Here is a 23,158-nt window from a genome sequence, read left to right as displayed (position 1 = left end):
CCCCGGTCACGGAAACGCCGTGACCGGGGCCCCGACGATGGCTACCGCGCCGGGCTCAGCCCCAGGTCTTGCCGGCCGGTTCCTTGATGGTGCGGTTGATCCGGTTGAAGAAGTTGGTCAGTGCGATCTCCAGGTTGATCGCGCCGATCTGTTCCTCGGTGAAATGGGCGTTGACCTCTTCCCAGATCTCGTCGGTGACGCCCAGCGCGCCATCCTGCAACCGGGTGGCGGCCTCGGCCAGCGCCAGTGCCGCGCGCTCCGCATCGGTGTAGAACGGCGCCTCGCGCCATGCCGCCACGTTGTGCAGCCGCTCGTCGGTGTCACCGGCCTTCTTTCCCCCCGCGGCACTGGCGTGGACGCACGCCGAGCAGCCGTTGATCTGGCTGGCTCGCAGGTGGACCAGCGCGAGCAGCTTCGGGTCGACGCCCCCGGCGGCGATCGCCTTATGGAGGTGCTGGAGCCCGGTCCATACGTCGGGGTTGTTCGTGTTCTTGTTCTTGAGCCGGTTTTCCATGGGGGAGTGCTCTCCTTCATCGGGTTACGTTGCGGCGCCTGTGCGCGTCATCCCTATGACGGAGCAGCTTCCAGAGAGGTAACAACATGCCCGGTTCGCATCCCGCGGCCCCGATCGCCGATGCCTTCGAGTCCCACCGCGACCGGCTCCGCGCCGTCGCCTACCGCATGCTCGGATCTCATGCCGACGCGGAAGACGTGGTCCAGGAGGCGTGGTTGCGTCTCTCCCGCCAGGACACCGACACCATCGACAACCTCGGCGGCTGGCTGACGACCGTGGTCGGGCGCATCAGCCTCGATGTGCTGCGCTCGGGCCGGACGCGCCCAGAAGTCTCCTTCGAGGATCGGCTGCCCGAATTCACCGTGACGCTCGACGACGCCCCTGCTCCCGAAGACCTTGTGACGCTCGGGGACTCCCTTGGCCTCGCGCTCCTCACGGTCCTCGACTCGCTGCGCCCTGACGAACGACTGGCGTTCGTGCTGCACGACGTGTTCGCCGTGCCCTTTGGCGAGATCGGCCCCATCATCGGCAAATCCGCAGACGCGACGAAAATGCTCGCCAGCCGTGCCCGCAGGAAGCTACAAGCCGCCCAGCAGCCGGCAAGCGCCGGACGGCACCAACGCGAGGTGGTCCAGGCCTTCCTGGCCGCGGCACGCGACGGCCGGTTCGAGCAGCTGCTGCAGGTTCTCCATCCCGAGGTGAAGTTCACCGTCCACGCTCCGAACGGCCGGTTCGTCACGCTCGGTGCCACCGAAGTCGCCACCCGCGCGCGCTTGGCCGGCAGCTCGGCACGAGGGCATGCGGCGACCGTCAACGGCCGCCCCGGCGTGGTCTCCTGGAGGGAAGACGGCACCCCGCTGTCCCTCCTCGCCTTCACCGTCGCCGACGGCCTCATCACCGAGATCACCGCCGTGGTCGACCCGGCCCAACTTGCGCTCATGGACCTGCCGGCCCCGGTGTGACTCCCCGTCGGCGACACGGTCGATCGAGGGCGTCGGCACCTGCGCGGCTCCACGGTTCCATGATGGTGCCCGGCCTCAACAGCCGGGCACCATGCACTGCTTGTGCCGTCAGGGGCCACCCATCGGGACCAGGCGCCCGAAGACGACATCACCCGATGCGACGACCAGCCACGGAAGTTGCAACATCGTGTCGGGACCGGCCTTCTTGGCCTCTGCCACAGCCGTCAGCTGCTGCTGAGCGTCGCTGTCACTCAGGGGAACGCTGTCGGCGCGCAGGAATCCGCCTGGCCCGCGCAGTCCCACCAGGAGTATCTGCACCGTCATGCCCGCTTTCTGCTTCCGTCAGCCGTCTTCGAGGCGCAGACCGGCTCGGAAGGTGAGCCTGATCTGCGACACGTACTCGGGGGGAACCTTCTCCTCGATGGAAGGGAAGCGAGCCAAAGCCCGCCGCCCGTCGGCGCGCAGCTCCAGGGACAGCGCAGCACTGCATTCCCCGAGCACGAACGGAGTGCTGCCCGGCCGTTGATCGAGACGTCCGCCGGCTGACAGCACCGCACTGTGCACGATCTCGATCACCTGATCGAGCGGAAGGAACTCTGAAGCCACAACAGGCCCCCGATCAGACCGTTTCGAAGGTCGGGACGATGGTGCAGTCGACTTCCAGGCCCCAGTGGCTCTTGTAGTCGACCGTCAGCTTCTCCTTGATCGACAGAACCCAGATGTTGAGCCCGACATCCGTCTGGCTGTTGATGTTGAAGTCGGCGCTGATGTTCACCTTGAACTTGAACTCACGCACCGTCATCGGATCCGTGCCTGCCGACAGGACCGCCTGTGCGACCCGAGCCGACGCCGCCATCGCCGTAATGTATCCGGACAGTTCCACCGCATTGGCCACTGCCATGAGAGCTTCTCCTTGTGTCCTTGGTCCTGGGCCGGCCGCCGGCCCACGGGCCCGCCTCGCGGCCACGGCGCTGGGGGAGACGCAGAGCGTCTCCTGCTGCCGTAACCCGTGAAGCGGCCCGCTTCGGCAGTCGCCACGCGCATCGGTGCGGCTGCCGTCGGCCGGCGTCCGTTGACTCTCCCGTGCGCAGCAAGTGAGCGTCATGAGGTCCAGGTCCCGGCGGACGCAGGCTCAAGTCCCGGACGGACCGGGATACTTTGTGCCCTCAAGGACGCGGCGTTTCGCGCCGACCTCGGTAGCCGGAAGGTTGTCAGTCCCTTGGACGGCAAAAGGCAAGGGTAAGGAGAGAGCTCTCCTTACCCTGTTCAACTTATAGCGCGCTGGGGGGCTTGCCGCAAGGCCCGGGTCAGGGCGCACAATCGTCGGCCGATGCCACAACCTGCGGAAATGAGGGCACGAGGTGCTTGTGTTGTTGTCGACGTACGAGGGACGCGGTGACGTCGAACCAGTGGTGGGACCGGCAGCGCGCATGCGTGCGTTCGGGACGGGCGCGCGGGAGAGCGCGCCGGCCGGCTCCTCGATGGGAAGGCAACCGGCGACGAGGATGTGTCTGACAAGGGGTTCGACAGGACGGGAGGCGTCGGTGATCCGAACGGCCGGTGCGGGGCAACTGAGCGCGGCTGCCACGGAGGTGTCGCGATGAGTGAGCCGTACGTGGTGGGTCTTCAAGATGTTGACCGGACGCAGCTCGCGGTCGTCGGCGGAAAGGGCGCGCACCTGGGTGGGCTGTCGCGGATCGACGGCGTCCGTGTGCCGGCCGGTTTTTGCGTGACGACGGCTGCCTTCCAACGGGTCATGGCGCAGGTGCCGTCGATCGACGATCGGCTCGATCAGCTGTCGCGCGTGAACCCGGACGACCAGGAGGCGATCCGCACGCTCAGCGCGCAGATTCGCCGGATCATCGAAGAGGCCGCCATCCCGGGCGATCTCGTGGCGGCGATCACCGGCGCGCTCGCCCGGCACGGTGAGCAAGCCGCCTACGCCGTCCGGTCCAGCGCGACGGCAGAGGACCTGCCCACGGCCTCCTTCGCGGGCCAGCAGGACACGTACCTTAACGTCGTGGGGCAGGCGGCGATCCTCCAGCACATCAGCCGGTGCTGGGCCTCGCTGTTCACCGAGCGGGCCGTGACGTACCGCCGGAGGAACGGCATCGACCACCGTACGGTCCACATGGCCGTGGTCGTGCAGCAGATGGTCTTCCCGCATGCGTCGGGCATCCTGTTCACGGCCGACCCGGTGACGGGCAATCGGAAGGTCGCCACCGTGGACGCCGGCTTCGGCCTCGGCGAGGCCCTGGTCTCCGGCCTGGTCAATCCGGACGTCCTCAAGGTGCGAGACGGCGAAGTCGTCGCCAAGACGATCGCCGCGAAACAGCGTGCCATTCACGCCCTGCCCGCGGGCGGCACGCAGCAAGTGGCGATCGACTCGCAGCGGCAGGAGGAGCCGGCGCTGACGGATGCGCAGGCCCTGCGGCTCGTACAGCTCGGGCGGCGGATCGAAGAGCACTTCGGATGCCCACAGGACATCGAATGGTGCCTGGTCGACGATGGCTTCCAGATCGTTCAGAGCCGGCCGATCACGACGCTGTACCCCATCCCCGAGGCAGGCGATCAGGAGAATCACGTCTACGTCTCCGTGGGCCATCAGCAGATGATGACCGACGCCATGAAGCCGCTGGGGTTCTCGATGTGGCAGCTGACGGCCATGGTGGCGATGCACGAGGCCGGAGGGAGGCTGTTCGTCGACGTCACCAGCCGCCTGGCCTCGCCCGCGAGCCGCGCCGGCCTCCTGGACCTCATAGGGAAAGGTGATCCGCTGGTCAGGGACGCTCTGGAGACCGTCCTCGACGGCGGCGATTTCGTCCCGTCGCTCCCGGACGCGGCTCCCGGCGGGCCGCCGGCTCGCCGTGAGTCTGCTCCGACCGAGCCCGATCCGGCGAGTGTTCCCGAGCTGATCGAGCGCAGCCGGACGTCCATCGCCGCCCTCGAGCGCGACATCCGGACGAAGACCGGACCTGCCCTGTTCGACTTCCTGCTGGAGGCCTTCGAGGAGCACAAGCGGGTGCTCAGCGATCCGCTGAGCATTCAGGCGATCATGGCGGGGATGGAAGCCACGTGGTGGCTCAACGACAAGCTGCAGGAGTGGCTGGGCGAGAAGAACGCGGCTGACACGCTCACCCTGTCCGCCCCCGACAACGTCACCTCGGAGATGGGACTGGCGCTCCTCGACGTCGCCGACGTGATCCGAGCCCATCCGGAGGTGGTGGAGTTCCTGCAGCGCGTCGATGACGAGGGCTTCCTGGACGAGCTGGCGAAGTTCGCGGGCGGGACCGAAGCGCGCGATGCCATCGAGGCCTACCTCGACCGGTACGGCATGCGCTGCGTCGGCGAGATCGACATCACGAGGCCCCGTTGGAGCGAGCGTCCCACCACGCTCGTGCCCGTGATCCTCGACAACGTCAGGAACTTCGAGCCGGGCGCCGCCGAGCGGCGCTTCGAGCAGGGGCGGCAGAAGGCGCAGCAGAAGGAGCAGGACGTGCTGTCACGCCTGCGGGCCCTGCCGGACGGGGACCGGAAGGCCGACGAGACCAAGCGGATGATCGACCAGGTCCGAACCTTGATCGGGTACCGGGAGTACCCGAAGTACGGCATCATCAGCCGCTACTTCGTCTACAAGCAGGCCCTGCTGGGGGAGGCCGAACGCCTCGTGCAGGCAGGGGTGCTTCCTGAGAAGGAGGACATCTTCTACCTCACGTTCCAGGAACTCCACGACGTCGTGCGCTCGAACCAGTTGGACGGCGGGCTCATCCAGCGGCGCAAGGACGCGTTCCGGACGTACCAGGCGCTCACACCGCCCCGGGTCCTCACTTCGGACGGCGAAGCGCTCACCGGGGCGTACCGGCGCGACGACGTGCCGGCCGGCGCCCTGGTCGGCCTGCCGGTATCCGCCGGGACCATCGAGGGAAGGGCCCGCGTCATCCTCGACATGGCTGACGCCGATCTCGAAGCGGGCGACATCCTGGTCACGACCTTCACGGACCCCAGCTGGTCGCCACTGTTCGTCGCGGTCGCGGGGCTGGTGACCGAGGTGGGCGGCCTGATGACCCATGGCGCGGTGATCGCCCGGGAGTACGGCTTGCCTGCCGTCGTAGGAGTGGAGCAGGCCACCCGGCTGATCCGGGACGGCCAGCGGATCCGCGTGCACGGAACCGACGGGTACATCGAGATCCTGCCTTGACCGACCACACGGAGAAGCGCTGTCCGTAGCTTCTGACCGGACAACACCAAACAGTTGATCGCCCCCACGACCGCTGCCCGCGATGCGGATACGCGGACGTGACCCGCCGCAACTGTTGTTCACCCGGGAAGTGCCTCTTCCGCTGCCACGTACAGGACGCTCAGCACGTCCTGTCGTTCCAGCGCAGAGGCACTTCCTGCGTTCTCGATCACCTTCAGGACGGCCTGGCGGGAACCGCCGGGCCTAGAACGGCCCGGCGGACTCGGCTCACAGCAGCTTCCAGCGCTGGTTGGCGCCCAGGTTCCAGTCCCACTGGACGACCGGGACACCGTCGTCGACCGACGAGCCCCGGACATCAAGTACCTTGCCGGAGTGCTTGGCGACGATACGTACGTGGTCGTCCGAAACGGGAACGATCTTGAACCTCTGGTTGTCACCGCCGCCCCACGGCCACAGGATGAGTTCGGCCCCGTTGGCCTGTGAACCGCCCGTCACGTCGAGCACCTTGCCGCAGTGCGCGGCCACCAGCCGCACGTAGCCGCCCTCCAGCTCTTCCACCAGGAACAACTGGTTGTCCCCCACACCCGGCGAGAACTGGATGATCGGCGTCCCGTCGTTCACGCTGCCGCCGCGCACGTCCATGACCTTGCCGGAGTGCAGCGCCATGATCCATTGGCCCCGGTACGTCCACTGCTGGTGGGCCTGTCCGGTGTAGGTCGACTGGACCAGCTTGCTGCCTTGCCTGCCATACGGGGCGGCGACGTCGAGCACCATGCCGGAGTGCTTGGCCTTGAGTGCGTACACACCCCCGCCGATGTCCTCCAGGGTGAAGCGCTGGTGATCCCGGTTGCCCCAGACCCACTGCACGACGTCCGCGCCCTCCAGCGTGGACCCGCCCGAGACGGTCAGTGCCTTTCCGGAGTGGTCCGCTGTCACGCGGAGTTCACCGTGGCCGACGGCCTGCAGATGGAATCGTTGGTTGCTGCCGGCGGCGTACGGCCACTGCAGGGCCGTCGTCCCGTCGCCCCGGCCGGCATTGGCGATGTCGGCCACCTGGAGGCTGTTGTGGTTGAGCAGCGGACCCTGGACCGACCAGCCCAGATGGCTCGGGGTGTAGTCGCAGAGTTGGAAGGTGTTCGCCTTCATGACGCACGGGGTGCCGCGCCCCACCGCGCGTGTCTCGCAGTTCCCGTTCGGCACCTTGAACCGCCCGAACAGCTGGCCGCAGGCGCACGGAGCACTCTCGTACTCGTCGGGGCAGCCGAAGATGTGCCCGGTCTCATGGGCGAAGACGCGGTCGATGTTGTCCGGTCCCCAGGTGCTCCCCGAGGTGTCCATCACCAGATAGGGGCCGCCCAGCATGGCGTACCCGGGATGCCTGAGCGGGTACTTGGTGAAGAAGGCGCAGTAGGCCCATTCCGTGGCATGCGTGGTGCGCAGGCCGTTCACGTACTCCAGGACCGTCTGTGTCTGGAGGTATTTCAGGGCGGGGTCCAGCCAGTACTTCTCCCGATCGTCCAGGTCGAGGTCGGCCTTGGGCAGGTCGAGGTCGACGGTCTCGGGGCTCATCGCGAAGAACAGGCTGACGGTGGCCGGTGCGACGGAGACGTACCAGCCGATCCCTTCCTGGATCTCCGCGAGGATCTTGGTCTTCTCGGCCGCGGAGATGGCCAGTTCGCCCGGTCCGCTCACGAAGACGATTCCCAGCGCGACGCTGCCTTCGAGTCGAGCGCTGGTGGGCCCCGACACGGCGGCCGCCGTAAGTCCGGCCTCCGTCGGGGCGATCCCTCCGACACAGTCGCCCAGGTCCCAGGACTCACCGTCCCGGGAACGTTGTTGTTTCGCGGTCCGGAAGGCCGCCGACTCCCGTATCCGCAGCGCCTCGACTGCCAGGTGTTCGGCCTCCGACAGCCCTGTCAGGTCGGCCTCGGTGAGGTCGGCGGCGCTGGCGCGCACCACGCCTTTGCCGCCCGGGTCGCTCTGGCCGGGCGCCGCCTCCAGGATGCCGACGCGGCCGAACTGCTGGACGATGCGACCCGTTTCGGGCGCCGCAGCGCCAGGCTCGGCCGGATCCGGTGCCACGACGATTCCCCCGTGCACGGGTAAGTGCCTGTCAGCCGCCACGATCTCCCCCTTGCGTTTTCCACTCCACGTCGGTTGGTGCCCGGTCCTTGCTCATGGCGGGAGGCCACGCCCCATGGCGCGTGCGGGTACGACTGACTGCGCGTTCCATCGCGTCTTGTGGCGAATCGCGTACGGCCGACTGCGCGTCCTGTGCAGACGGCGCGTTCAGGCCGCCGTACGCCTGCTTCCCTGCCCCTGCCCCAGCCCCCGGTCGCCCCGTAGGGCGAGGCGGTGCGACACAGCATGCGCGCGGGTGGAGGGGATGACAATAGACCCGGCATATCCGTACATGATCTGCTCCGAGGCATGCCCCGCGGGCAGTTGACGACGGGCCTCGAACCGTCCACGGTGGCCATGGAACCGGGTCGGCGGAGGGCAGACCCAAAGGCGAGGGAAGGCTCCGGTGTCGGTCACAGCGGTCGGCCCGGCCGGCCGGTTTTCGCGACCTCCCGGACAGTGAAACCCACCGCTCCGCTCGGCTAACATGATCGCACTCATGAACGGTCGCCCAACAATCCAATAAATCGGTCGAAAGAATTGATACCTATAGCATCGCGGGCGTTTGCGCGAATAAACCGCACAACGGTGGTCGCCATGTGGCGCCAGCCACGGGTGATCCTGTGGACCGCGGTGAGTGTGGCGGCCCTCGGATTCCTCATCGCACTGGAGATCGCCGCGCGTCGCTACGGCGTGCCGGGGCCGATCACCAACCAAACGCGAGAGGTGATCTTCGCCCCGAAGTCGGGACCACTGCTGTACGCCGGCATGGCATTGATGATGGTGGTGCTCACCTGGCGGCAACGGTGCATCGCGGCTGGTGCCGCGATCGGCATCGACCTCGTCTTCTTCCTGGTGCGGTGGGCGCTCGACGCCAGGATGAACTTCGGCAATGGCGCGTTGTGGGTGATTCTGGGTTGCGCGGTCATCGCCGTCACGCGCCGCACCGGCCCAGAACGCGTCCTGTTGCTGAAGGGCGTCGGACTGGGCCTGCTGTTGGTGACCGGCCGCAAGATCGGTGATATCTGGCTGCTCATCACCTCGAAGACCCGCCCGATGGTGCTCGACCAGTACGTGGCAACCGCCGATCACGCGCTGGGCAACCCGTCGTGGCTGGCAGGCCGGATCATCGCGGCCACCGGCCCGATCGGCGCCCATGTTCTCGACTACGTCTACATCCAGATCGGGGTGGCCGCGGTCATCGTCGCGCTGTACCAGCTGCGCAACGTGGCCGTCGAGCGTCGCTTTCCGGGCCATCATCTGGTGCGCACATTTCTGGTGATCGGCCTCCTCGGGCCGGCCATCTACATGATCTTCCCGGTGGTCGGGCCGATCTTCGTCTACGGCGCCGGCGCCTTCGATACCGGGGGCGGGCACTGGGCACTGGCCGACCTGTGGCCGCACACACCCCCGCCGATCCACACCCCGCACCCGATGCCGTTCGACGAGATCACCCCCCGCAACTGCATGCCCAGCCTGCACACGGCGTGGGCTACCGCGATCTTCATCCACTCCCGCAGGGCCCCACGGATTCTGCGTTACGGGGGCACCTTCTGGCTGATCGCCACGCTCGGCGCAACACTGGGATTCGGCTACCACTACGGCGCGGACATCATCGCCGGCGTGGTGTTCGCCTTCACGATCGAGGCAGCGCTGCGTGCGCTCGACCGGGGCTGGGACCGGCCGCAAATCCAGTTGGTCGCCTACGGGACAACGGTCTTCGCCGCACTCCTGCTGGCATACCGCTATCTGCCGATGCGCATGGCCCAACACCCCTGGGTGTTCGGACCACTTCTCATTCTGGCGATGGCATCAGTGGTCAGCGGCTACCTGCGGACCGCCGAACCGCGCCGACCGAAGAGCGCACCCGCGCAGCAGCCGGAACCGCAACCCGAACTGGTTTGACGCCTGTTGCCTCAGGCCGCGGATCGAACACTTCCTGGCCGGACCCGGGACGCGGACCGTTTGCGGCGAAGGACAACCGACCCCTTGAGCATTATCCAGGTGTGGGCCGGCCCGAGGAGATGCCAGAGTCACCGTCGTGACCTTGATGGACGTGCTCGTCGACTTCGCCCGGACCGGCCGTATCGGCCCCCTTCACTGCGGTATGCCTCTCACCGAGGCCGAGGACCTCCTGGGCCCAGGGCGCCCGCACCCCGCCATCCGGATGATCCCGGACATCGACGGCTACCCCTATGCCTGGAACGGCCTGGAGCTGGTCATCACCCAACGCCTCGTGAGCGGAATCTGGATCAGTCTGAGTCCGGGCTCGACGGCCAAGTTGCCGCCCCTGGTCCTGCCGGACTCCGAGTCCTACCCGTCCGCGGTACTCCGAGAAGACCTGGTCTCCGGCCTTGATGACGCCGGTTGCCGCCACGACGTCAACGACCGTCTCACGTTCGGAGAGCAATCCAGCATCCTCACCCAACCCGCGAACGTCTGCGCGGTGTTCGGCACGCCTGGTCGCGACGCCCACGTACCCCATCATGACCGCTTCTACCTCAGCGTGCTCCATAAGCACACGGCTTGACATGGGGAAGGTCTACTGCCGAACGCACCGCGCCGGCTGGCCGTACTTCATGCCGCTGGAGTAGAGGGTGCCGTGGTGGTTGCGCCCCATGAACTTGATGCCGTGGGTGCGCCGTTCCACAGCGGTCAGCCGCAGGATTTGGGTACCGAACTCGGTCGAGAGCTCAAGCAGGTCGCCTGGTTGGAGGTCTTCGGCGAGGACGTCGATCGTCATGGAGGAGATGGTACGACTGCATGTACTGCCACCTCTGTTCGAACCGGTAATGTCGCCGCCGCGCAGGTCGAGCTGATGCACACGGGGAGAGCGGGGCACGGATGCAGGTCCTGGAGCCGGGGGATCCACGGCGGATGGGGGACTTCACGCTGATCGGCAGGCTGGGCGTCGGCGGTATGGGCCAGGTCTTCCTGGGACGTTCCGCGGGCGGGCGGGCCGCCGCGGTGAAGGTGGTCAAGGCCGAGTTGGCCGAAGTCCCCGAGTTCCGGGCCCGGTTCCGTCAGGAGGTCGCCGCGCTGCACCGGGTGGGCGGTGAGTGGACGGCGCCGGTGCTGGGCGCCGACACCGAGGCCGTAGCCCCCTGGGTGGCCACCGAGTACGTGCCTGGACCTTCACTGCAGCAGGTCGTCGAGTCGGGCTACGGGCCACTGCCCGAGGCCACAGTGCATGCCTTGGCCGGGCGGCTCGCCCGTGCGCTGCGCGCCATCCACGGTGCGGGCCTGGTGCACCGTGACCTCAAACCGTCGAACATCCTGCTGACCGTCGACGGGCCGCGCATCATCGACTTCGGTATCGCCCGGGCGCTGGACACCGTGGCGGGCAGTCTGCGTACGTCCACCGGGGTCGTGCTCGGCTCGCCCGGTTTCATGTCGCCGGAGCAGGTGCGCGGACAACGGGTGACGCCGGCCGCGGACATGTTCAGCCTCGGCTCCGTGCTGGTGTACGCGGCGACGGGGCGGCTGCCTTTCGGTTCCCCCGAACTGGGGCTGCACGCGCTGATGTTCCGTATCGCCGAGGAGGAGCCGGACCTCACCGGGGTACCACAGACGCTCACCGGTCTGATTGCCGCCTGTCTCGCCAAGGACCCGCAGCGGCGGCCCACGGCCGAGCAGCTCGCTGTCCATACCGGCACCGACACGGACGGCCCTTGGCTGCCTGCGGAGTTGCTGGCCGAACTCGGCCGAGTCGCCGCCCGGATGCTCACCGCGGAGACACCGCCTCAGGGCTCGCCGACGCCGACGCGGTCCACGCGGCGGCGGTGGCCGGCCCTCGCCACAGCGGTGGCGCTCGCCGCGGTGGCCACGGGTACGGTGCTGGCGCTGCATGACGACGGTGAGAAGGACCCCGCGACGGGCGGCGCACCCGCGGCGGTCTCGAACTCGGCGTCGCCGAGCGCCGAGCCGGGCGTCCCGGACGAGTTCGTCGGCGCCTGGGAAGGCGTGGTCGAGGGCGATTCCGACCTGCCGAAACGGGTGCTGCGGCTGGAGATCTCACCGGGCAGGACGGGCGACAAGGCCGCCGCGTACATCGACACCGACGGCGACGCGCAGTGCACAGGGCGCAGCAAGCTGCTCTCCGCGGACGCCGACACACTGGTCGTCGGCAAGGGCCAGGTGACCGCGAGGGTGCCGCAGGGAAGCTGCACGCCGCTCTCCGAGCAGACCCTCAAGGTGCGGTCGCGGGACGTACTGGTGTGGAAGTCCGGGGGCCTGACGGCCGATTTCTACCGGTCGGCCGGGGGCCGGGACGCGGTGCCGGACCAGTACGTCGGCACCTGGGTGCCGGCCAACGAGACATATCGGGAGAAGGAGTTGATCCGGATCGCTCAGGGTCCGATCGGTGGCCGTCTGGTGCGGATGTCGGTCACGGCGGGCATGGATGACGGCACGGAGCAGTACTGCGACAGCACCTTCGTCATCGGCGCGGTGTCCCCGGTGCTGGCGCTCAGTCCGGCGATGTACACCGCTCAGTCGGGCAAGGGCTGCCGCCAGCCCGACTCGGTCTTTCTCACGGTCGGCCGCGACGGCCATCTGCTGCTGTACAGCATGGCGGCGGACGCAGAACCGGCGGAGTACGTACGGAAGTCCTGACCGCCGCCAAATACGGCGCTCTGTGTGACCGATCAAGGTGCGTGATCCGGCCCGGGGATGTCGTTTCGTGGGGCTCCTTGCGGCTCTTGAAGAGTGGCGAGGACGCCTTCCGGAGTGCGCAGTCCGTGATTCCACAGCTCCTGGGTCTGAATCACCCAGAAGGCCGTGAACAGTGTGATCAGAATTGCCTCAAGCCAGATCGCTTTGTAGTCGCCGGCCCAGGGCACCACCGCGAACGGTGTGGCGACCATCAAGGCCGCGATCACCGCGTAGCGGTTGAGTGGTTTTGCGGCCTTGGAGCCGTCGGCCGTACTGTTTGCCGCCTGCTCTGCCTCAACTTGCTTCCGTGTGAAATAGAAGTTGATTGCATTGTTGATCACCGCAAGGATGATGAACGCGAACATCGTGATCGCGGCACCCCAGTGCGCTTTGGCGTTGAACAATGGGCGGTTGAGCAGGAAGAGGGCCAGTGCTGCGATGTAGAGAGCCCCCACCGCGACATAGCCAAGCATGGCGATCCGGTGCGCCAACGCCTCATCCTTGGGCGCCTTCAATCCCGGAGGACTGGTCGCCGGTTGGTCCAACCACTTCAGCAGGGCCAGGACCGCGAGCGCGACACCGGCCATGATGAGCAGCGCGGTGACGTTGTTGCTGATGTTGACACCCCGGTTGGCGGTGTCGGTGAGGACCGACCCGCACTCACCGACATTCGGCGTCGGAACGAAGGCGACCACCGGCGCGAGGATTCCCGCGAAGTTCAGGAAGACGTCCTCGAGTTCGGTGCTGCCCTTCAGCACGATGAGAGTGATGCCGATCGCGACCAGGGCACCGACGAAGACCAACTGCACAGGTGTGTAGTAGTACGCGCTGATCGAAGGCTGCCAGCAGTGCCCACTGCCGCCGCCCTTCAGGTGAGACTTCGAGTACTCGGTGAGGATCGCTGCGGCGAGGCCGATCACCAGCACGATCATTGACAGCCGTAGATACCGCGTGGTTTTGACGACGACCGCGTCATCGCTCTCGGCGGCACCGACGTTGCGTTCCGCCCACTCTCTGAGTTGATTACCGATCCCCATGTGCTCTCCTTCACCTGGAGAGTTGACGCCGCAGCCTGCATTGCGCGGCCCACAACCACTACTCTCCCGAGTGCCACTCAACGGCTCTCTCCTGGGTTATGTTTCCAGAGATCTGGGCGATTATGCGCCGGCGCGCCCAACTGGATATGCGGTCCATTTCGAATACAGGGCCAGGGCGGCCGGCGGACGACGGTGAATCTCAACAGGAGGAAACCCGGGGCGACTCGGGAATGAAACCGCGGCGGCCGCATGTTGACCACCGCTGACCGACTCTCCGACCCCTACCCGGGAAGAAGGCGGGCCCATGACGTCCTCGCCCACCACCATGCGTGCCGTACGGCTCTCCGCCCCCGGCCCCGTGGACAACCTGAGACTGACCACGCTCCCGCTCCCGCCCGAAAGGGACGGCTGGGTGCGCATCCGCGTCGAGGCGTTCGGCCTCAACCGCTCGGAGCTGAAGCTTCGGCTGGGTGTGAGCGTGGGCGTCAGTTTTCCCCGGGTGCCGGGTATCGAGGCCGCCGGCACTGTCGACGCGGCCCCGGCCGGCAGCGGGCTGGCTCCCGGGCAGAAGGTCGTCGCGATGATGGGGGACATGGGGCGCACGTACGACGGCGGCTATGCCGAATACACGTCGGTGCCGCTGTCCCAGGTCATCCCCGTCGACACCGATCTGCCCTGGGAGGTGCTCGGTGCTCTGCCTGAGATGGTGCAGACCGCCCACGGCTCGCTCACCATCGGCCTGGACCTGAAGCCCGGTCAGTCCGTGCTGATCCGCGGCGGCACCTCCTCGGTGGGCCTGGCAGCCGCCGCGCTGGCCACGTGGCGCGGTGCCACGGTGCTGTCCACCACCCGGCAGGCCGGCCGCCTCGCCTCACTGAAGGAGCACGGTGTCGACCATCCTCTGCTCGACACCGGTGAGGTCGCGCCCGCCGTGCGCGAGTTGTACCCGGACGGCGTCGACGCCGCCCTTGATCTTGTCGGCACGCCGACCCTGCCCGACACTCTGCGCGCGGTGCGGGTGCACGGCACGGCCTGCTTCGGCGGCAGCCTCTCCAACCAGTGGACGGTGCGGGACTTCTCCCCGAACGAGTACCTGCCGAAGGGCGTGCGCCTGGCGGGCTACTTCGGCGACGCCGCCGACCTGCCTCGGGAAGCCTTCCAGGAGATCCTCGACGCGGTCGCGGCCGGCCGGCTGGCCTTCCCCGTGGACCGCGTCTACGACGGCCTGGAGCAGGTGCCACAGGCCCACGACGACATGGAGCACGACCGCGCCACCGGCAAACTCGTCGTCCGCGTCCGGCATTAGTGCCGCTGCTCCTCGCTGAGATCGCCGTGCTCGCGGACCGCATCCGCGACTCCGGGACGGCCACCATCGAGGCGGGCCGTTCCGGTGCTCACCCGATCGTCACCACCCGCGCCCACGCGGGCGGTGAGTCAGGTGCGTAGTCGGGGTCGTCCTCGTCCTGCGGCCGGTACCTGTTCGGCCGGGGGAAGAGGCCCACCACCGTCCGGCACGGCGGGGGAGATGCGGGCCATCGGGTCTGCCCGTCGGTGAGGACCACGATGACGTCCGGTGGGGCGCCGGTGCGCAGGGCCTTGGCGAAGCCCGTGCGCAGATCCGTACCCCCACCGCCCATCAGCGGGATGCCCTCGCCGCGGCACAGGGGGTGCACGATCCGTGCCGCCGCGTCGCACGGCAGTACGGTGATCAGGTCGCGGCGGCCGCCCACGGCACGGGAGATGGCGGCAACCTCCAGGAGCGCGCTGCCCAGTTCGGCGTCGCTGACCGATCCGGAGGTGTCGATGACCACGCAGACGCGAGGCGGTCTGCGCCGCAGGCTGGGCAGTACGACGCCGGGCAGCCCGGCCGAGCGGCGCGACGGACGGCCGTAGGTGTAGTCCTCGCCGGTTCCTGAGCCGGTCGCCGAGCGGACGGCGGCGCCGAGCAACTCCCGCCAGGGCTGCGGCGGGTGGAACGCCTCCTCCGCCCACCGCTTCCATTGCTGCGGGGTGTTGCCCGGACGGGCGGTGATGCCCTGCGCCACCCGGAACCGCACCGCGTCCCGTTCCTGTGCGCTGAGCCCGTACGCGCCGTCCGGCCCCAGCTCCCACTCCCGGTCCAGTCCGTCGGCGCCGCTGCCGCAGTCCAGCCACGCCAGGTCCTGCGTGTGCACTCCGAGCCGGAACTGGCGGAGGTAGTCCTCCATGAGCTCGCCCGCGGACAGCCCCAACGACCCCGGCTCGACAGCGCCTTCGGGCCGGACCAGTCCCTCGCCGAACGCGTCGTCGTTGATCTCGCAGTCCGCGGCGATGTTCATCCGCAGCCGGTCCCCAGGCCCTGTGAGCCCGCGTTCGCGCGCGACCCGGTCGCTGCGGCCGTGGTGGTCGCGCAGCAGGTGCGACACCTCGTGCACCCACACCCCGGCCAGTTCCTCCACCGGCATGCGGTCCACGAACGAGGGCGAGACGTAGCACCGCCAGTGCCGGTCGACGGCCATCGTCGGTACCTGCCGCGATGCGACCGTGTGGAGGGCGAACAGGGCCGTCGCCAGGTAGGGCCGGGCCCGAGCGGCGTGCAGCCTGGCGGCGAACAGCTTGTCGAGGTCGAGTGCCTCCAGTGCGTCCTCGGTCATCGGCCTGCCTTGGCGGTCAGTGCCGCGGACCGGTCCGCGACGCGGTCGGCCCGCCGGGACAGGGACACCACTCCGGCGAGCCGCTCGATGGTCGCCGGAACATCCCAGTCCTCGCGGCGGAGCGTGGCGAGGGTGGTCGCGGGGACGACCACGAGGTCCGGGGCGCCGGTCTCGACCGCCCGGACCAGGAGTGTCCACGCCGCGTCCCAGCGGGACTTCTCCGGGCGCTTGCGGACGGCGTCCACCACACCGTCGAGCACGGCCTGGCGGAGGTCCCCGCGCTCGGGGAGTTCGGCACCGGCCGGGTCGGCGAGGAGCGTCTCGGGGTCCGGGAGGTCCATCCGGTCGAGACTGGCCAGCAACTCCAGCCCCGGGCCGTCCCCCACCGTTCCCCTGACCAGGAGGGACAGCACTTCCCGGGAGGATCCGGCCGCGGTCGCGAAGGCGATGAGGGACAGCGTCATCTGCCAGCTGCGCGGGGACGGCCACGGGCCGCCCCGACGCGTTTCGCTGTTCGGCAGCCGGTGTACGAGGCCGGGGCGGGCGGAGAGCAGCCCGCACACCGCGCGGCGGGCGAAGTCCACGGCCTCCGGCAACTTCTCCGGGTCGAGCCGCGGCAGCGTGGCCCGGGGCCAGGTCCCGCCCAGGCCGCGTACGACGACCTCGTGGTCGTGGGTCCACTGGAGATGGACGAACCGGTTGGCCAGCGGCGGGCTCAGCTCCCAGCCGTCGGCCGCCGAGGAACGGGGGTTGGCGGCGGCCACGATCCGTACGCCGGGCGGCAGTTGGAGTGCGCCGATGCGCCTTTCGAGCACGAGCCGGAGCAGGGCGGCCTGCACGGCCGGTGGCGCGGTGGAGAGTTCGTCGAGGAACAGCAGGCCCCGCCCGGCGCGCACCAGTCGCACGGCCCAGTCCGGCGGAGCCATGGGGACACCCTGTTCGGCGGGGTCGTCTCCGACGATGGGCAGGCCGGAGAAGTCGGACGGTTCGTGCACGCTGGCGATCACCGTGGTCAGCGGGAGGTCAAGGGACGCGGCGAGCTGGGTCAGGGCCGCGGTCTTGCCGATCCCCGGCTCACCCCACAGCAGCACGGGCAGGTCGGCGGCCACGGTGAGGGTCAGGGCTTCCAGCTGGATGTCGGGACGCGGTTCGGTGGTGGCGTCGCGCAGCAGGGACAGCAACTCGCCGGCGACGTCGAGTTGGGAGGCCTGAGGGGGGAAGGAAAGGGGGCTGGTTTGAGGGAGCGGGGCGTGCTTGAGCAAGTCAGATCACCTTTGGATTCGTGACGAATGAGCGAGCAAATGAGCGAGCGAATGCATGGATGAATGCATGGATGAATGCGTGAACGAACGGGCGAGCGCGTGGGAGGGGCGCATGGGAGAGGGGCGTGCGAGACGGTGGACCGTTCCGGGTCAGCGACCGGTGGTGTGCCGAGGGTGCGAACGGTGGTTGTGGGGGCGGGACGGACCGTCGAGGTTGCGGCCGGATCGGGGCCCGGGGCCGACCAGCCCCGCCCTGAACAGTCCGTAGGTGATGCGTCGCTCCGCGGCCCACTGCAGTTCGTCCTGCAGCGCGCCGCTGCGCAGCACCGCTTCGGGACCGAGCAGGCCCTCGACGACGGCCAGTGCGCCGGCGGTGTCGCCGTGGTCCAGGCGTTCGCGGACACCGGCGAGACAGTCCGGCCGGCGGTGCGCCGCATCGATGGCCTGGAGGCAGGGCAGCGGAGTACCCGTCAGCGCGGCGAGCAGTTCCTCCCGCCTGATCTCGGCCGGTTCGTGGTCCAGGGGTGCCAGGACGCCGTCGACCAGGCCGATGCGGTGCCGGGCTCCCCGGCATTCCACGAGATGTGGCTGCCGTGCCGGTTCCGGGTGCCGGGTCGACGCGGTCGGCGTATGACCTGGTACGAGAGCCGAGGCGACCAACGGGTGCAGCCGATCGGCGTCGATCAGGCAGGAGCGGATCAGTTCGAGGTCGGGTGGCACCCAGGTCGCCGCGTCGGGCAGGACCGGTAGCGCCGCGCCGGCGCCACCGGTGGATGCCGTCGAGATCCGCAGCACGGGTGGCCCCACACCGTCGCCGTCCGGGACCAGGTCCAGGGCCAGCCGACGCCGGCCACCGAGCCGCACGGTGACCGTGCCGCTGGACCGGCCCTCGGCGCCCAGCACGATCCCCGCTTCGGCCGCCCATCGGTCGACGGCACAGGGGCGCTCCTGAGGCCCCGGCCACAGTGGATCCGGGTCCGGCACAGCGGGGCCGTCGGCGGGCAGCCGGTCGGCCCCCGACCGTGTCCGCAGCTCACCGGCCTTGCGCGCGTCCCACAGATGGCGGTGCAGGTCGAGCCGGAACCGCCGGTTGGGGTGGGGATGCGGATGGCGGTGTGCACCGGCCTCGGAGCGGGATCCGTCCCACAGCGCGAGGCTGATGCGCTGGCCGGCATCGGCCCAGGCCGGGGGAGTGCGGGCCACGAGGTGCACCGGACCCGCGCCACGCCGACCGCCTGTGTCGTAGCGCGCCAGGGCGAGGGTCAGGCCAGGGCGCAGCAGCCCGTCGGGAGCGATCCTCGGCATGTGCCAGCGCAGCAGGTCGGGCGCCAGATGGCGGAGATCGGCCCGGAGCTGGGACGCGAGGCCTTGGCCACGAGCGCGCGCCACGGAACGCAGGTCCAGATCGACGTCGATGCCTGCGGCGGCACACGCTCCCGCCCAGTCGCCGGCACAACGGCGGGCGGTAGCGGTCTCGATCATCGAGGGCGGCACGGCGAACTCGCGCACGCGCAGCCACAGGGAAATACGGGAGTCCCGATTCGCGGTGTCAGTGAGCATCAGCACTCACCTTGAGCGGACGGGGCCCCCAATCTGCTGGCAGAAGGAGTCTTCATCGCCGTGATCGTAACGCTCCTCTTCTCGATCTGCCAGGAATTTTCCCGCGGAGTGCCACGGGCTGTCCTGCGGACGCTTCGGATCCTGTTCCACAAGGGGTGCTGTCAGCACCGGAGTTGCTAATCTGAACAGCGTGCCCGGAGGACCCGGGCGGGGGCTTGCGGGGGGATCATGAAGCCTCGGCTGGTGTTCGTCCACGGCATCGGCGGCCTGCGGGATCCGGCCGCCGAACTCGACGTCTGGCAACGGGCGTTGGCGGATGGGGCCCGTCGCGCCGGCCACTCCCGCCGGGTCCTCGACCTCGTGCAGGGCTGGGCCGCGGACGCGCGATTCGCCTACTACGGGGATCTGTTCGGTCCACCGCAGGCGCAGGGAGACGCGCCGGAAGCGACGGATGAGGACGACACCGTCGCCGCGCTGCTGCTGGAGTCCATCGACGAGCGGCTGGCCGACCCCACACCGCACGACGACGCCGCAACCCTGCACCACGCCCGGGCTCAACTCTCCCCCGAAGGCGGCTCCCAAGGCGCCGGCTCCGGTGCACGGCAGGTGCTCACCGCCGCCAACACGCTGCTGGCGCTGCCCGGGCTGCGGACCTTCGGACGCTGGGCCAGCGCGGGCCTGATGGTCGGCCAGCTGCGCCAGGTGGCCCGCTATCTGCGCCGCGGCGAGCCCGACGAGGAGGGACTGTCCCTGGACGTACGCATCCGCGGCCGCGTCGAGGAGGCCCTCGACCCCGCGGGCCCCACGCTTGTCGTCGCGCACTCACTCGGCACCGTTGTCGCGCTGGAGACGCTGCAGTCGTACGAGGGTCAGATCCCCCTGCTGGTGACGCTCGGCTCGCCGATCGGCCTGCGCACGGCGGTGCGCGCCCGGATGAGGCCCCAGCCCGTGGCGGTTCCCCGGCCGGTCGCCAGATGGCTCAACTTCTGGGATCGCGACGACCTCATCGTCGGGGCGCCCCTGCTGGAGAAGGCCGTCCGGCCCAACGGCGAGGCGGTCCTGCCCGTCAGTGACCGCGTCGACTCGAACGGAGCGTGGGTGCACCCCGCCGTCAAATACCTGGCACAACCAGCCGTGGCGGGCCGCCTCGTCGAGGCGATCGAGAATGCCACGCAGCCATGACAACCCCGGCCCGGGGCCGCCACGTGCTCGTCATCGCCCCGCAGTGCCCGGAGTTGGGGCTGCTCGACGAGCTGGAAGAGGTGTCCGGGGCGCTGCACAAACTGCTCACCGACCAGTGGCGAGGCGGGTGCGCGGAAGGCTTCGAGGCCACACCTTCGCTGTTGTACGGCGAAGCGGTCGACCAGGCGCGGATCGAAGCCGCGATCCGGGGCGCGGCCGAACGGGCCGGGCAGGACGGAGCCGTACTGGTCCTCGTGCTGATCGGGCACGGCATCACCCCCGGCCGCAACTCCACCCTCTACCTGATGGCGGGCAACTCCCGCCCCGACGAGATCGCCACCGCCGTGAACGTGGGCGAGCTGCTGACCCAGGTCCTGGAGACACCGGGTCTGCCCGGAGTGTTCGCCGTCGTCGACACCTGTCACGCCGGCGGAGCGGTGCCCGACCTCCGCGCGCTGGACGGCGGGGTGCGTCAGGGCGCGGCCCGGCTCTCCCTGCTGATGTCGGTCGGCGCGGCCCAGACCGCCTACCGTCTCGCGTTCTCCCGGGGCCTCGTCCAGGTGCTCACGGGGGGTGTCGGCGACGGGGGTGAGTTCCTGCGCGCCGACGCGGTCCTGGACGCCGTACGGCTCAAGGCTCCGGGGCAGGACGCGCGGCGGGTGGAGTACGACGGGGCCCGGCAGGGGGAGCGGCCGTGGCTCTCGCGGAACGCGAGCCACCGTCTGCGCGGCGGATCGGTGCTCGGGCCCGTCGCGACCGAGGAACTGGAACTGGCCGTGGCTCCGCTCGGATGCTCCGAGCTTCTGATGGAGCCGATGACCGGACCCGACTCGCTGGAGACGTTGCGCCGCCTGCTGCGGGAGCGCTCGTCGGACAACGCCATCGCTCTGGCATGGGCGTTGCGCGTCATCAAGGGGGTGATGGACGGCCTGTGCACCATCGACCTGCTCGCTTCCTGGCCCGGGCGTGAGCCGCTGGGGTCCGAGCGGCTGCAGCGTGCCCTGTGGTGGGCCGCCGGACGATCGGCGACCCGGCTGCCGGACACCTCCGGCAGCACGCTGCGACGGGACGCCGTGGAGTTTCTGCGGCTCAGGGCACCGCGCGGCGACGGGACACGCACGACCTCGCTGGCGGCGTTCGTCGCCGCGCTGGCCGTCGAGGACGGGTTCGACGAGAACCGGCCGGAGCTCAGGGCCTGGGCGCGCACCGTGGGCGCCGAGGTCGAACTCGTCGACGAGTTCGCGAAACTGGCGAACAAGGATGTCAGAACCCGGGTGCGCCTCATCATCATCCTGCGCGTCGCAGCCGGTGACCTGTGGCCCTCCGTCCTCGAAGCATGGCTGCTGGACCGGGGAAAGGCCTACGCCGACCGCGATTTCGAGTGCAGGCCCGACCCCGCAGCTGTCGAGCAGCGGCTCACCGACGTACTGAAATGGGCGACCCCCAAGGCGAAGGAGATCGGCGCCCGGCTGCGGCGGGTGGAGATCGCCGCCCCCGCCGCCCTGCTGCTGCGCTGGCGCCCCGAGGAGGCCGACGTCAGGGAACCCCTGGGCGCCGAGCATGATGTCGTACTGCGCTGGAGCGAGCGGCTGTGCCCGCCGGACCATCTGTGGCGGATCAACGTACGGGCCAGGGAAAAACTGGAGGCGATGGACGCCTGCAACCCCGGCGGCGCGCCCGTGGACTGGCTCGGCGAGCAGGACACCGGAGAGCTCGAAAAACTGCGGAAACGGCTCGGGAACGGGGTGTACCCGCGGGCGCTTGCTCTGAACCATCGGCCGCCGCAGTTCGAGCGGGTGATGGAAGCACTTCTGGAGTACGCCCCGATTGTGCTCTGGCCGGGCGTCGACGACTGCGTTCCGGGCAGATTCCAGGACAGCCTCGACAAGTACTGGCATCTCCTGCCCGCGGAGTTCTGTGAGGCGTATCGCTGCAGTTGGGGGCAGAACGCACAGGAGGGGCTCGAAGGCCGGGAGCATCTGGCCCAGTGGCGCACGGTGTGGCACGACACCGAGTGGCTCGACTTCTGCGACTGGTTCGGGCAGTTCACTACCAAGAGGGAGAACTCCGCATGACCTGGCAGCCCTTCTACGTCGGGGACGGCACGCCACGCGACGTCGACCTCGGCGAGCCACCCCCGTGGCGGACCTTCCCTCGGCAGGCCGTGCACCGGCAGTTCCAGCCGCCGTCCGGTCTGGTCGGCGCGGTCAACGCGGCACTGGCGCTGCGCAGGCCGCTCCTGATCACCGGCCCGGCAGGATCCGGAAAGTCCACGGTGATCGAGCAGGTCGCCGCGGAGCTCAAGCTCGGTGAGGTGTTGCGCTGGCACATCACCTCGCGCAGCACGCTGACGGACGCGCTGTACCGCTACGACGCGCTCGGCCGCATCCATGCGCAGCGGCTGGACGGCCCCGGCGGCAGCGACGACATCACCCCCTTCCTGCAGTTGGGGCCGCTCGGGACCGCACTGCTTCCTGGCCCTCGCCCCCGTGCGCTGCTCATCGACGAGATCGACAAGGGCGACCTGGACCTGCCGAGCGATCTGCTCGACGTACTGGAACGGGGCGAGTTCGAGATTCCCGAACTCGCCCGCTACCGGGAGACCGAGGTCCTGGTACGCGAATGGGGGAGTGCCGAGCGCAGCTGGGTGGAGCGCGGACGCGTGCAGTGCGGCGCCTTCCCGTTCATCGTGATGACCAGCAATGGCGAACGCGACTTTCCTCCCGCCTTTCTGCGGCGCTGTATCCGTTACGTCATGCCGTTGCCGACCGCCGAGACACTGCTCCGGATCGTCGACGCCCACCTGGGGATCGACGGGGACGCGGGGAGCTCCCCGCAGGTCTACGCGCTCGTCACGGAATTCGTCGCACGGGTCGCGGAGGGCCAGACCCTCGCCATCGACCAGCTGCTGAACGCGGTGCACCTGCTGACCGGCGGCAGCGCCCCGGGCGGAGAGGAGACCCAGGAGGTCATGAATCTGGTCCTGCGCGAGTTGTCCCGTGCCTGAAGGGCCTTCCCGGACGTCGGGTCCGCTGG

The 23,158-nt window shown here is 69.2% G+C and carries 19 protein-coding genes; 9 read left to right on the top strand and 10 right to left on the bottom strand.

Features of this window, described 5'->3' with window-relative positions; all coding sequences use genetic code 11:
- Positions 1 to 55: 55 nt before the first annotated feature.
- Positions 56 to 514: a carboxymuconolactone decarboxylase family protein gene (locus tag ABZS97_RS23620; protein ID WP_356140304.1), complete on the bottom strand. Its 459-nt coding sequence runs from the start codon at positions 512 to 514 to the stop codon at positions 56 to 58.
- Between the two features lie 86 nt (positions 515 to 600).
- On the opposite strand from ABZS97_RS23620, the gene ABZS97_RS23615 reads away from it, so the two are divergent.
- Positions 601 to 1,476: a sigma-70 family RNA polymerase sigma factor gene (locus ABZS97_RS23615; RefSeq protein WP_356140303.1), complete on the top strand. Its 876-nt coding sequence runs from the start codon at positions 601 to 603 to the stop codon at positions 1,474 to 1,476.
- A 108-nt stretch (positions 1,477 to 1,584) separates the two neighbouring features.
- Here ABZS97_RS23615 and ABZS97_RS23610 read toward each other — a convergent pair whose 3' ends face one another.
- Genes ABZS97_RS23610 through ABZS97_RS23600 form a run of 3 tightly spaced genes read right to left on the bottom strand, consistent with a single transcriptional unit; the run spans position 1,585 to position 2,377 of the window.
- Entirely contained in the window at positions 1,585 to 1,800 is a 216-nt protein-coding gene (locus tag ABZS97_RS23610) for a hypothetical protein (RefSeq protein WP_356140302.1), read from the bottom strand.
- A gap of 18 nt (positions 1,801 to 1,818) precedes the next feature.
- Positions 1,819 to 2,052, bottom strand: a complete 234-nt coding sequence (locus ABZS97_RS23605; RefSeq protein WP_356140301.1) for a hypothetical protein — start codon at positions 2,050 to 2,052, stop codon at positions 1,819 to 1,821.
- 43 nt (positions 2,053 to 2,095) lie between these two features.
- Positions 2,096 to 2,377 (bottom strand): hypothetical protein, encoded by a 282-nt coding sequence (locus ABZS97_RS23600; protein WP_356140300.1) that lies wholly within the window; start codon positions 2,375 to 2,377, stop codon positions 2,096 to 2,098.
- 699 nt (positions 2,378 to 3,076) lie between these two features.
- On the opposite strand from ABZS97_RS23600, the gene rph reads away from it, so the two are divergent.
- Positions 3,077 to 5,674, top strand: coding sequence for a rifamycin-inactivating phosphotransferase (gene rph, locus ABZS97_RS23595; RefSeq protein ID WP_356140299.1), 2,598 nt, complete (start codon positions 3,077 to 3,079; stop codon positions 5,672 to 5,674).
- Between the two features lie 267 nt (positions 5,675 to 5,941).
- Here rph and ABZS97_RS23590 read toward each other — a convergent pair whose 3' ends face one another.
- Positions 5,942 to 7,756 carry an RICIN domain-containing protein gene (locus ABZS97_RS23590; protein WP_356140298.1) on the bottom strand — a complete coding sequence of 605 codons (1,815 nt, stop codon included), beginning with the start codon at positions 7,754 to 7,756 and terminating at the stop codon, positions 5,942 to 5,944.
- A 636-nt stretch (positions 7,757 to 8,392) separates the two neighbouring features.
- Here ABZS97_RS23590 and ABZS97_RS23585 point away from each other — a divergent pair.
- The gene (locus ABZS97_RS23585) at positions 8,393 to 9,700 is read left to right on the top strand and encodes a phosphatase PAP2 family protein (RefSeq protein WP_356140297.1); all 1,308 of its coding nucleotides are present in this window, start codon (positions 8,393 to 8,395) and stop codon (positions 9,698 to 9,700) included.
- A gap of 145 nt (positions 9,701 to 9,845) precedes the next feature.
- Positions 9,846 to 10,325: a hypothetical protein gene (locus tag ABZS97_RS23580; protein ID WP_356140305.1), complete on the top strand. Its 480-nt coding sequence runs from the start codon at positions 9,846 to 9,848 to the stop codon at positions 10,323 to 10,325.
- A gap of 12 nt (positions 10,326 to 10,337) precedes the next feature.
- Here the strand turns inward: ABZS97_RS23580 and ABZS97_RS23575 are convergent, their stop codons facing one another.
- Positions 10,338 to 10,538, bottom strand: coding sequence for a hypothetical protein (locus ABZS97_RS23575; protein WP_356140296.1), 201 nt, complete (start codon positions 10,536 to 10,538; stop codon positions 10,338 to 10,340).
- A 101-nt stretch (positions 10,539 to 10,639) separates the two neighbouring features.
- Here ABZS97_RS23575 and ABZS97_RS23570 point away from each other — a divergent pair, with 101 nt between their 5' ends.
- Positions 10,640 to 12,409 carry a serine/threonine-protein kinase gene (locus ABZS97_RS23570; protein ID WP_356140295.1) on the top strand — a complete coding sequence of 590 codons (1,770 nt, stop codon included), beginning with the start codon at positions 10,640 to 10,642 and terminating at the stop codon, positions 12,407 to 12,409.
- A gap of 32 nt (positions 12,410 to 12,441) precedes the next feature.
- Here the strand turns inward: ABZS97_RS23570 and ABZS97_RS23565 are convergent, their stop codons facing one another.
- A complete protein-coding gene (locus tag ABZS97_RS23565; RefSeq protein WP_356140294.1) occupies positions 12,442 to 13,485 on the bottom strand; it encodes a hypothetical protein in 1,044 nt (347 codons plus the stop codon).
- 304 nt (positions 13,486 to 13,789) lie between these two features.
- Between ABZS97_RS23565 and ABZS97_RS23560 the strand changes: the two genes are divergently transcribed.
- On the top strand, positions 13,790 to 14,791 hold the full coding sequence (locus ABZS97_RS23560) for a zinc-binding dehydrogenase (RefSeq protein WP_356140293.1): 1,002 nt from the start codon (positions 13,790 to 13,792) through the stop codon (positions 14,789 to 14,791).
- An 88-nt stretch (positions 14,792 to 14,879) separates the two neighbouring features.
- Here ABZS97_RS23560 and ABZS97_RS23555 read toward each other — a convergent pair whose 3' ends face one another.
- The 3 genes from ABZS97_RS23555 to ABZS97_RS23545 all read right to left on the bottom strand — a co-directional run bounded on the left by ABZS97_RS23555 (position 14,880) and on the right by ABZS97_RS23545 (position 18,940).
- Positions 14,880 to 16,118 carry a VWA-like domain-containing protein gene (locus tag ABZS97_RS23555; protein ID WP_356140292.1) on the bottom strand — a complete coding sequence of 413 codons (1,239 nt, stop codon included), beginning with the start codon at positions 16,116 to 16,118 and terminating at the stop codon, positions 14,880 to 14,882.
- On the bottom strand, positions 16,115 to 17,380 hold the full coding sequence (locus tag ABZS97_RS23550; RefSeq protein ID WP_356140291.1) for a MoxR family ATPase: 1,266 nt from the start codon (positions 17,378 to 17,380) through the stop codon (positions 16,115 to 16,117). Before ABZS97_RS23550 ends, ABZS97_RS23555 begins: the two co-directional genes overlap by 4 nt.
- A 150-nt stretch (positions 17,381 to 17,530) precedes the next feature.
- The gene (locus tag ABZS97_RS23545) at positions 17,531 to 18,940 is read right to left on the bottom strand and encodes a hypothetical protein (RefSeq protein ID WP_356140290.1); all 1,410 of its coding nucleotides are present in this window, start codon (positions 18,938 to 18,940) and stop codon (positions 17,531 to 17,533) included.
- 228 nt (positions 18,941 to 19,168) lie between these two features.
- Here ABZS97_RS23545 and ABZS97_RS23540 point away from each other — a divergent pair, with 228 nt between their 5' ends.
- From ABZS97_RS23540 to ABZS97_RS23530, 3 genes are read left to right on the top strand one after another with little or no spacing between them, the layout of a single operon-like run.
- The gene (locus ABZS97_RS23540; RefSeq protein WP_356140289.1) at positions 19,169 to 20,122 is read left to right on the top strand and encodes an alpha/beta hydrolase; all 954 of its coding nucleotides are present in this window, start codon (positions 19,169 to 19,171) and stop codon (positions 20,120 to 20,122) included.
- Complete coding sequence (locus ABZS97_RS23535) at positions 20,119 to 22,197, top strand: hypothetical protein (protein ID WP_356140288.1); 2,079 nt, start codon at positions 20,119 to 20,121, stop codon at positions 22,195 to 22,197. Before ABZS97_RS23540 ends, ABZS97_RS23535 begins: the two co-directional genes overlap by 4 nt.
- A complete protein-coding gene (locus ABZS97_RS23530) occupies positions 22,194 to 23,129 on the top strand; it encodes a MoxR family ATPase (RefSeq protein ID WP_356140287.1) in 936 nt (311 codons plus the stop codon). Before ABZS97_RS23535 ends, ABZS97_RS23530 begins: the two co-directional genes overlap by 4 nt.
- The last annotated feature ends 29 nt before the right edge of the window (positions 23,130 to 23,158 follow it).

This window comes from Streptomyces sp. NPDC005485 (assembly GCF_040606085.1).
In the GTDB taxonomy this organism is placed as follows: Bacteria; Actinomycetota; Actinomycetes; order Streptomycetales; family Streptomycetaceae; genus Streptomyces.
Note: the sequence above shows the minus strand (reverse complement) of the source record. Positions and strands in the feature narration are given on the sequence as shown.

Coding starts and splice junctions, on each gene's coding strand:
- ABZS97_RS23565 (WP_356140294.1), bottom strand. CDS start 13,485: ATGGGGATCGGTAATCAACTCAGAGAGTGGGCGGAACGCAACGTCGGT.
- ABZS97_RS23575 (WP_356140296.1), bottom strand. CDS start 10,538: ATGACGATCGACGTCCTCGCCGAAGACCTCCAACCAGGCGACCTGCTT.
- ABZS97_RS23585 (WP_356140297.1), top strand. CDS start 8,393: ATGTGGCGCCAGCCACGGGTGATCCTGTGGACCGCGGTGAGTGTGGCG.
- ABZS97_RS23570 (WP_356140295.1), top strand. CDS start 10,640: ATGCAGGTCCTGGAGCCGGGGGATCCACGGCGGATGGGGGACTTCACG.
- ABZS97_RS23620 (WP_356140304.1), bottom strand. CDS start 514: ATGGAAAACCGGCTCAAGAACAAGAACACGAACAACCCCGACGTATGG.
- ABZS97_RS23560 (WP_356140293.1), top strand. CDS start 13,790: ATGACGTCCTCGCCCACCACCATGCGTGCCGTACGGCTCTCCGCCCCC.
- ABZS97_RS23535 (WP_356140288.1), top strand. CDS start 20,119: ATGACAACCCCGGCCCGGGGCCGCCACGTGCTCGTCATCGCCCCGCAG.
- ABZS97_RS23540 (WP_356140289.1), top strand. CDS start 19,169: ATGAAGCCTCGGCTGGTGTTCGTCCACGGCATCGGCGGCCTGCGGGAT.
- ABZS97_RS23545 (WP_356140290.1), bottom strand. CDS start 18,940: ATGCTCACTGACACCGCGAATCGGGACTCCCGTATTTCCCTGTGGCTG.
- ABZS97_RS23615 (WP_356140303.1), top strand. CDS start 601: ATGCCCGGTTCGCATCCCGCGGCCCCGATCGCCGATGCCTTCGAGTCC.
- ABZS97_RS23610 (WP_356140302.1), bottom strand. CDS start 1,800: ATGACGGTGCAGATACTCCTGGTGGGACTGCGCGGGCCAGGCGGATTC.
- ABZS97_RS23580 (WP_356140305.1), top strand. CDS start 9,846: ATGGACGTGCTCGTCGACTTCGCCCGGACCGGCCGTATCGGCCCCCTT.
- ABZS97_RS23530 (WP_356140287.1), top strand. CDS start 22,194: ATGACCTGGCAGCCCTTCTACGTCGGGGACGGCACGCCACGCGACGTC.
- ABZS97_RS23555 (WP_356140292.1), bottom strand. CDS start 16,118: ATGACCGAGGACGCACTGGAGGCACTCGACCTCGACAAGCTGTTCGCC.
- rph (WP_356140299.1), top strand. CDS start 3,077: ATGAGTGAGCCGTACGTGGTGGGTCTTCAAGATGTTGACCGGACGCAG.
- ABZS97_RS23600 (WP_356140300.1), bottom strand. CDS start 2,377: ATGGCAGTGGCCAATGCGGTGGAACTGTCCGGATACATTACGGCGATG.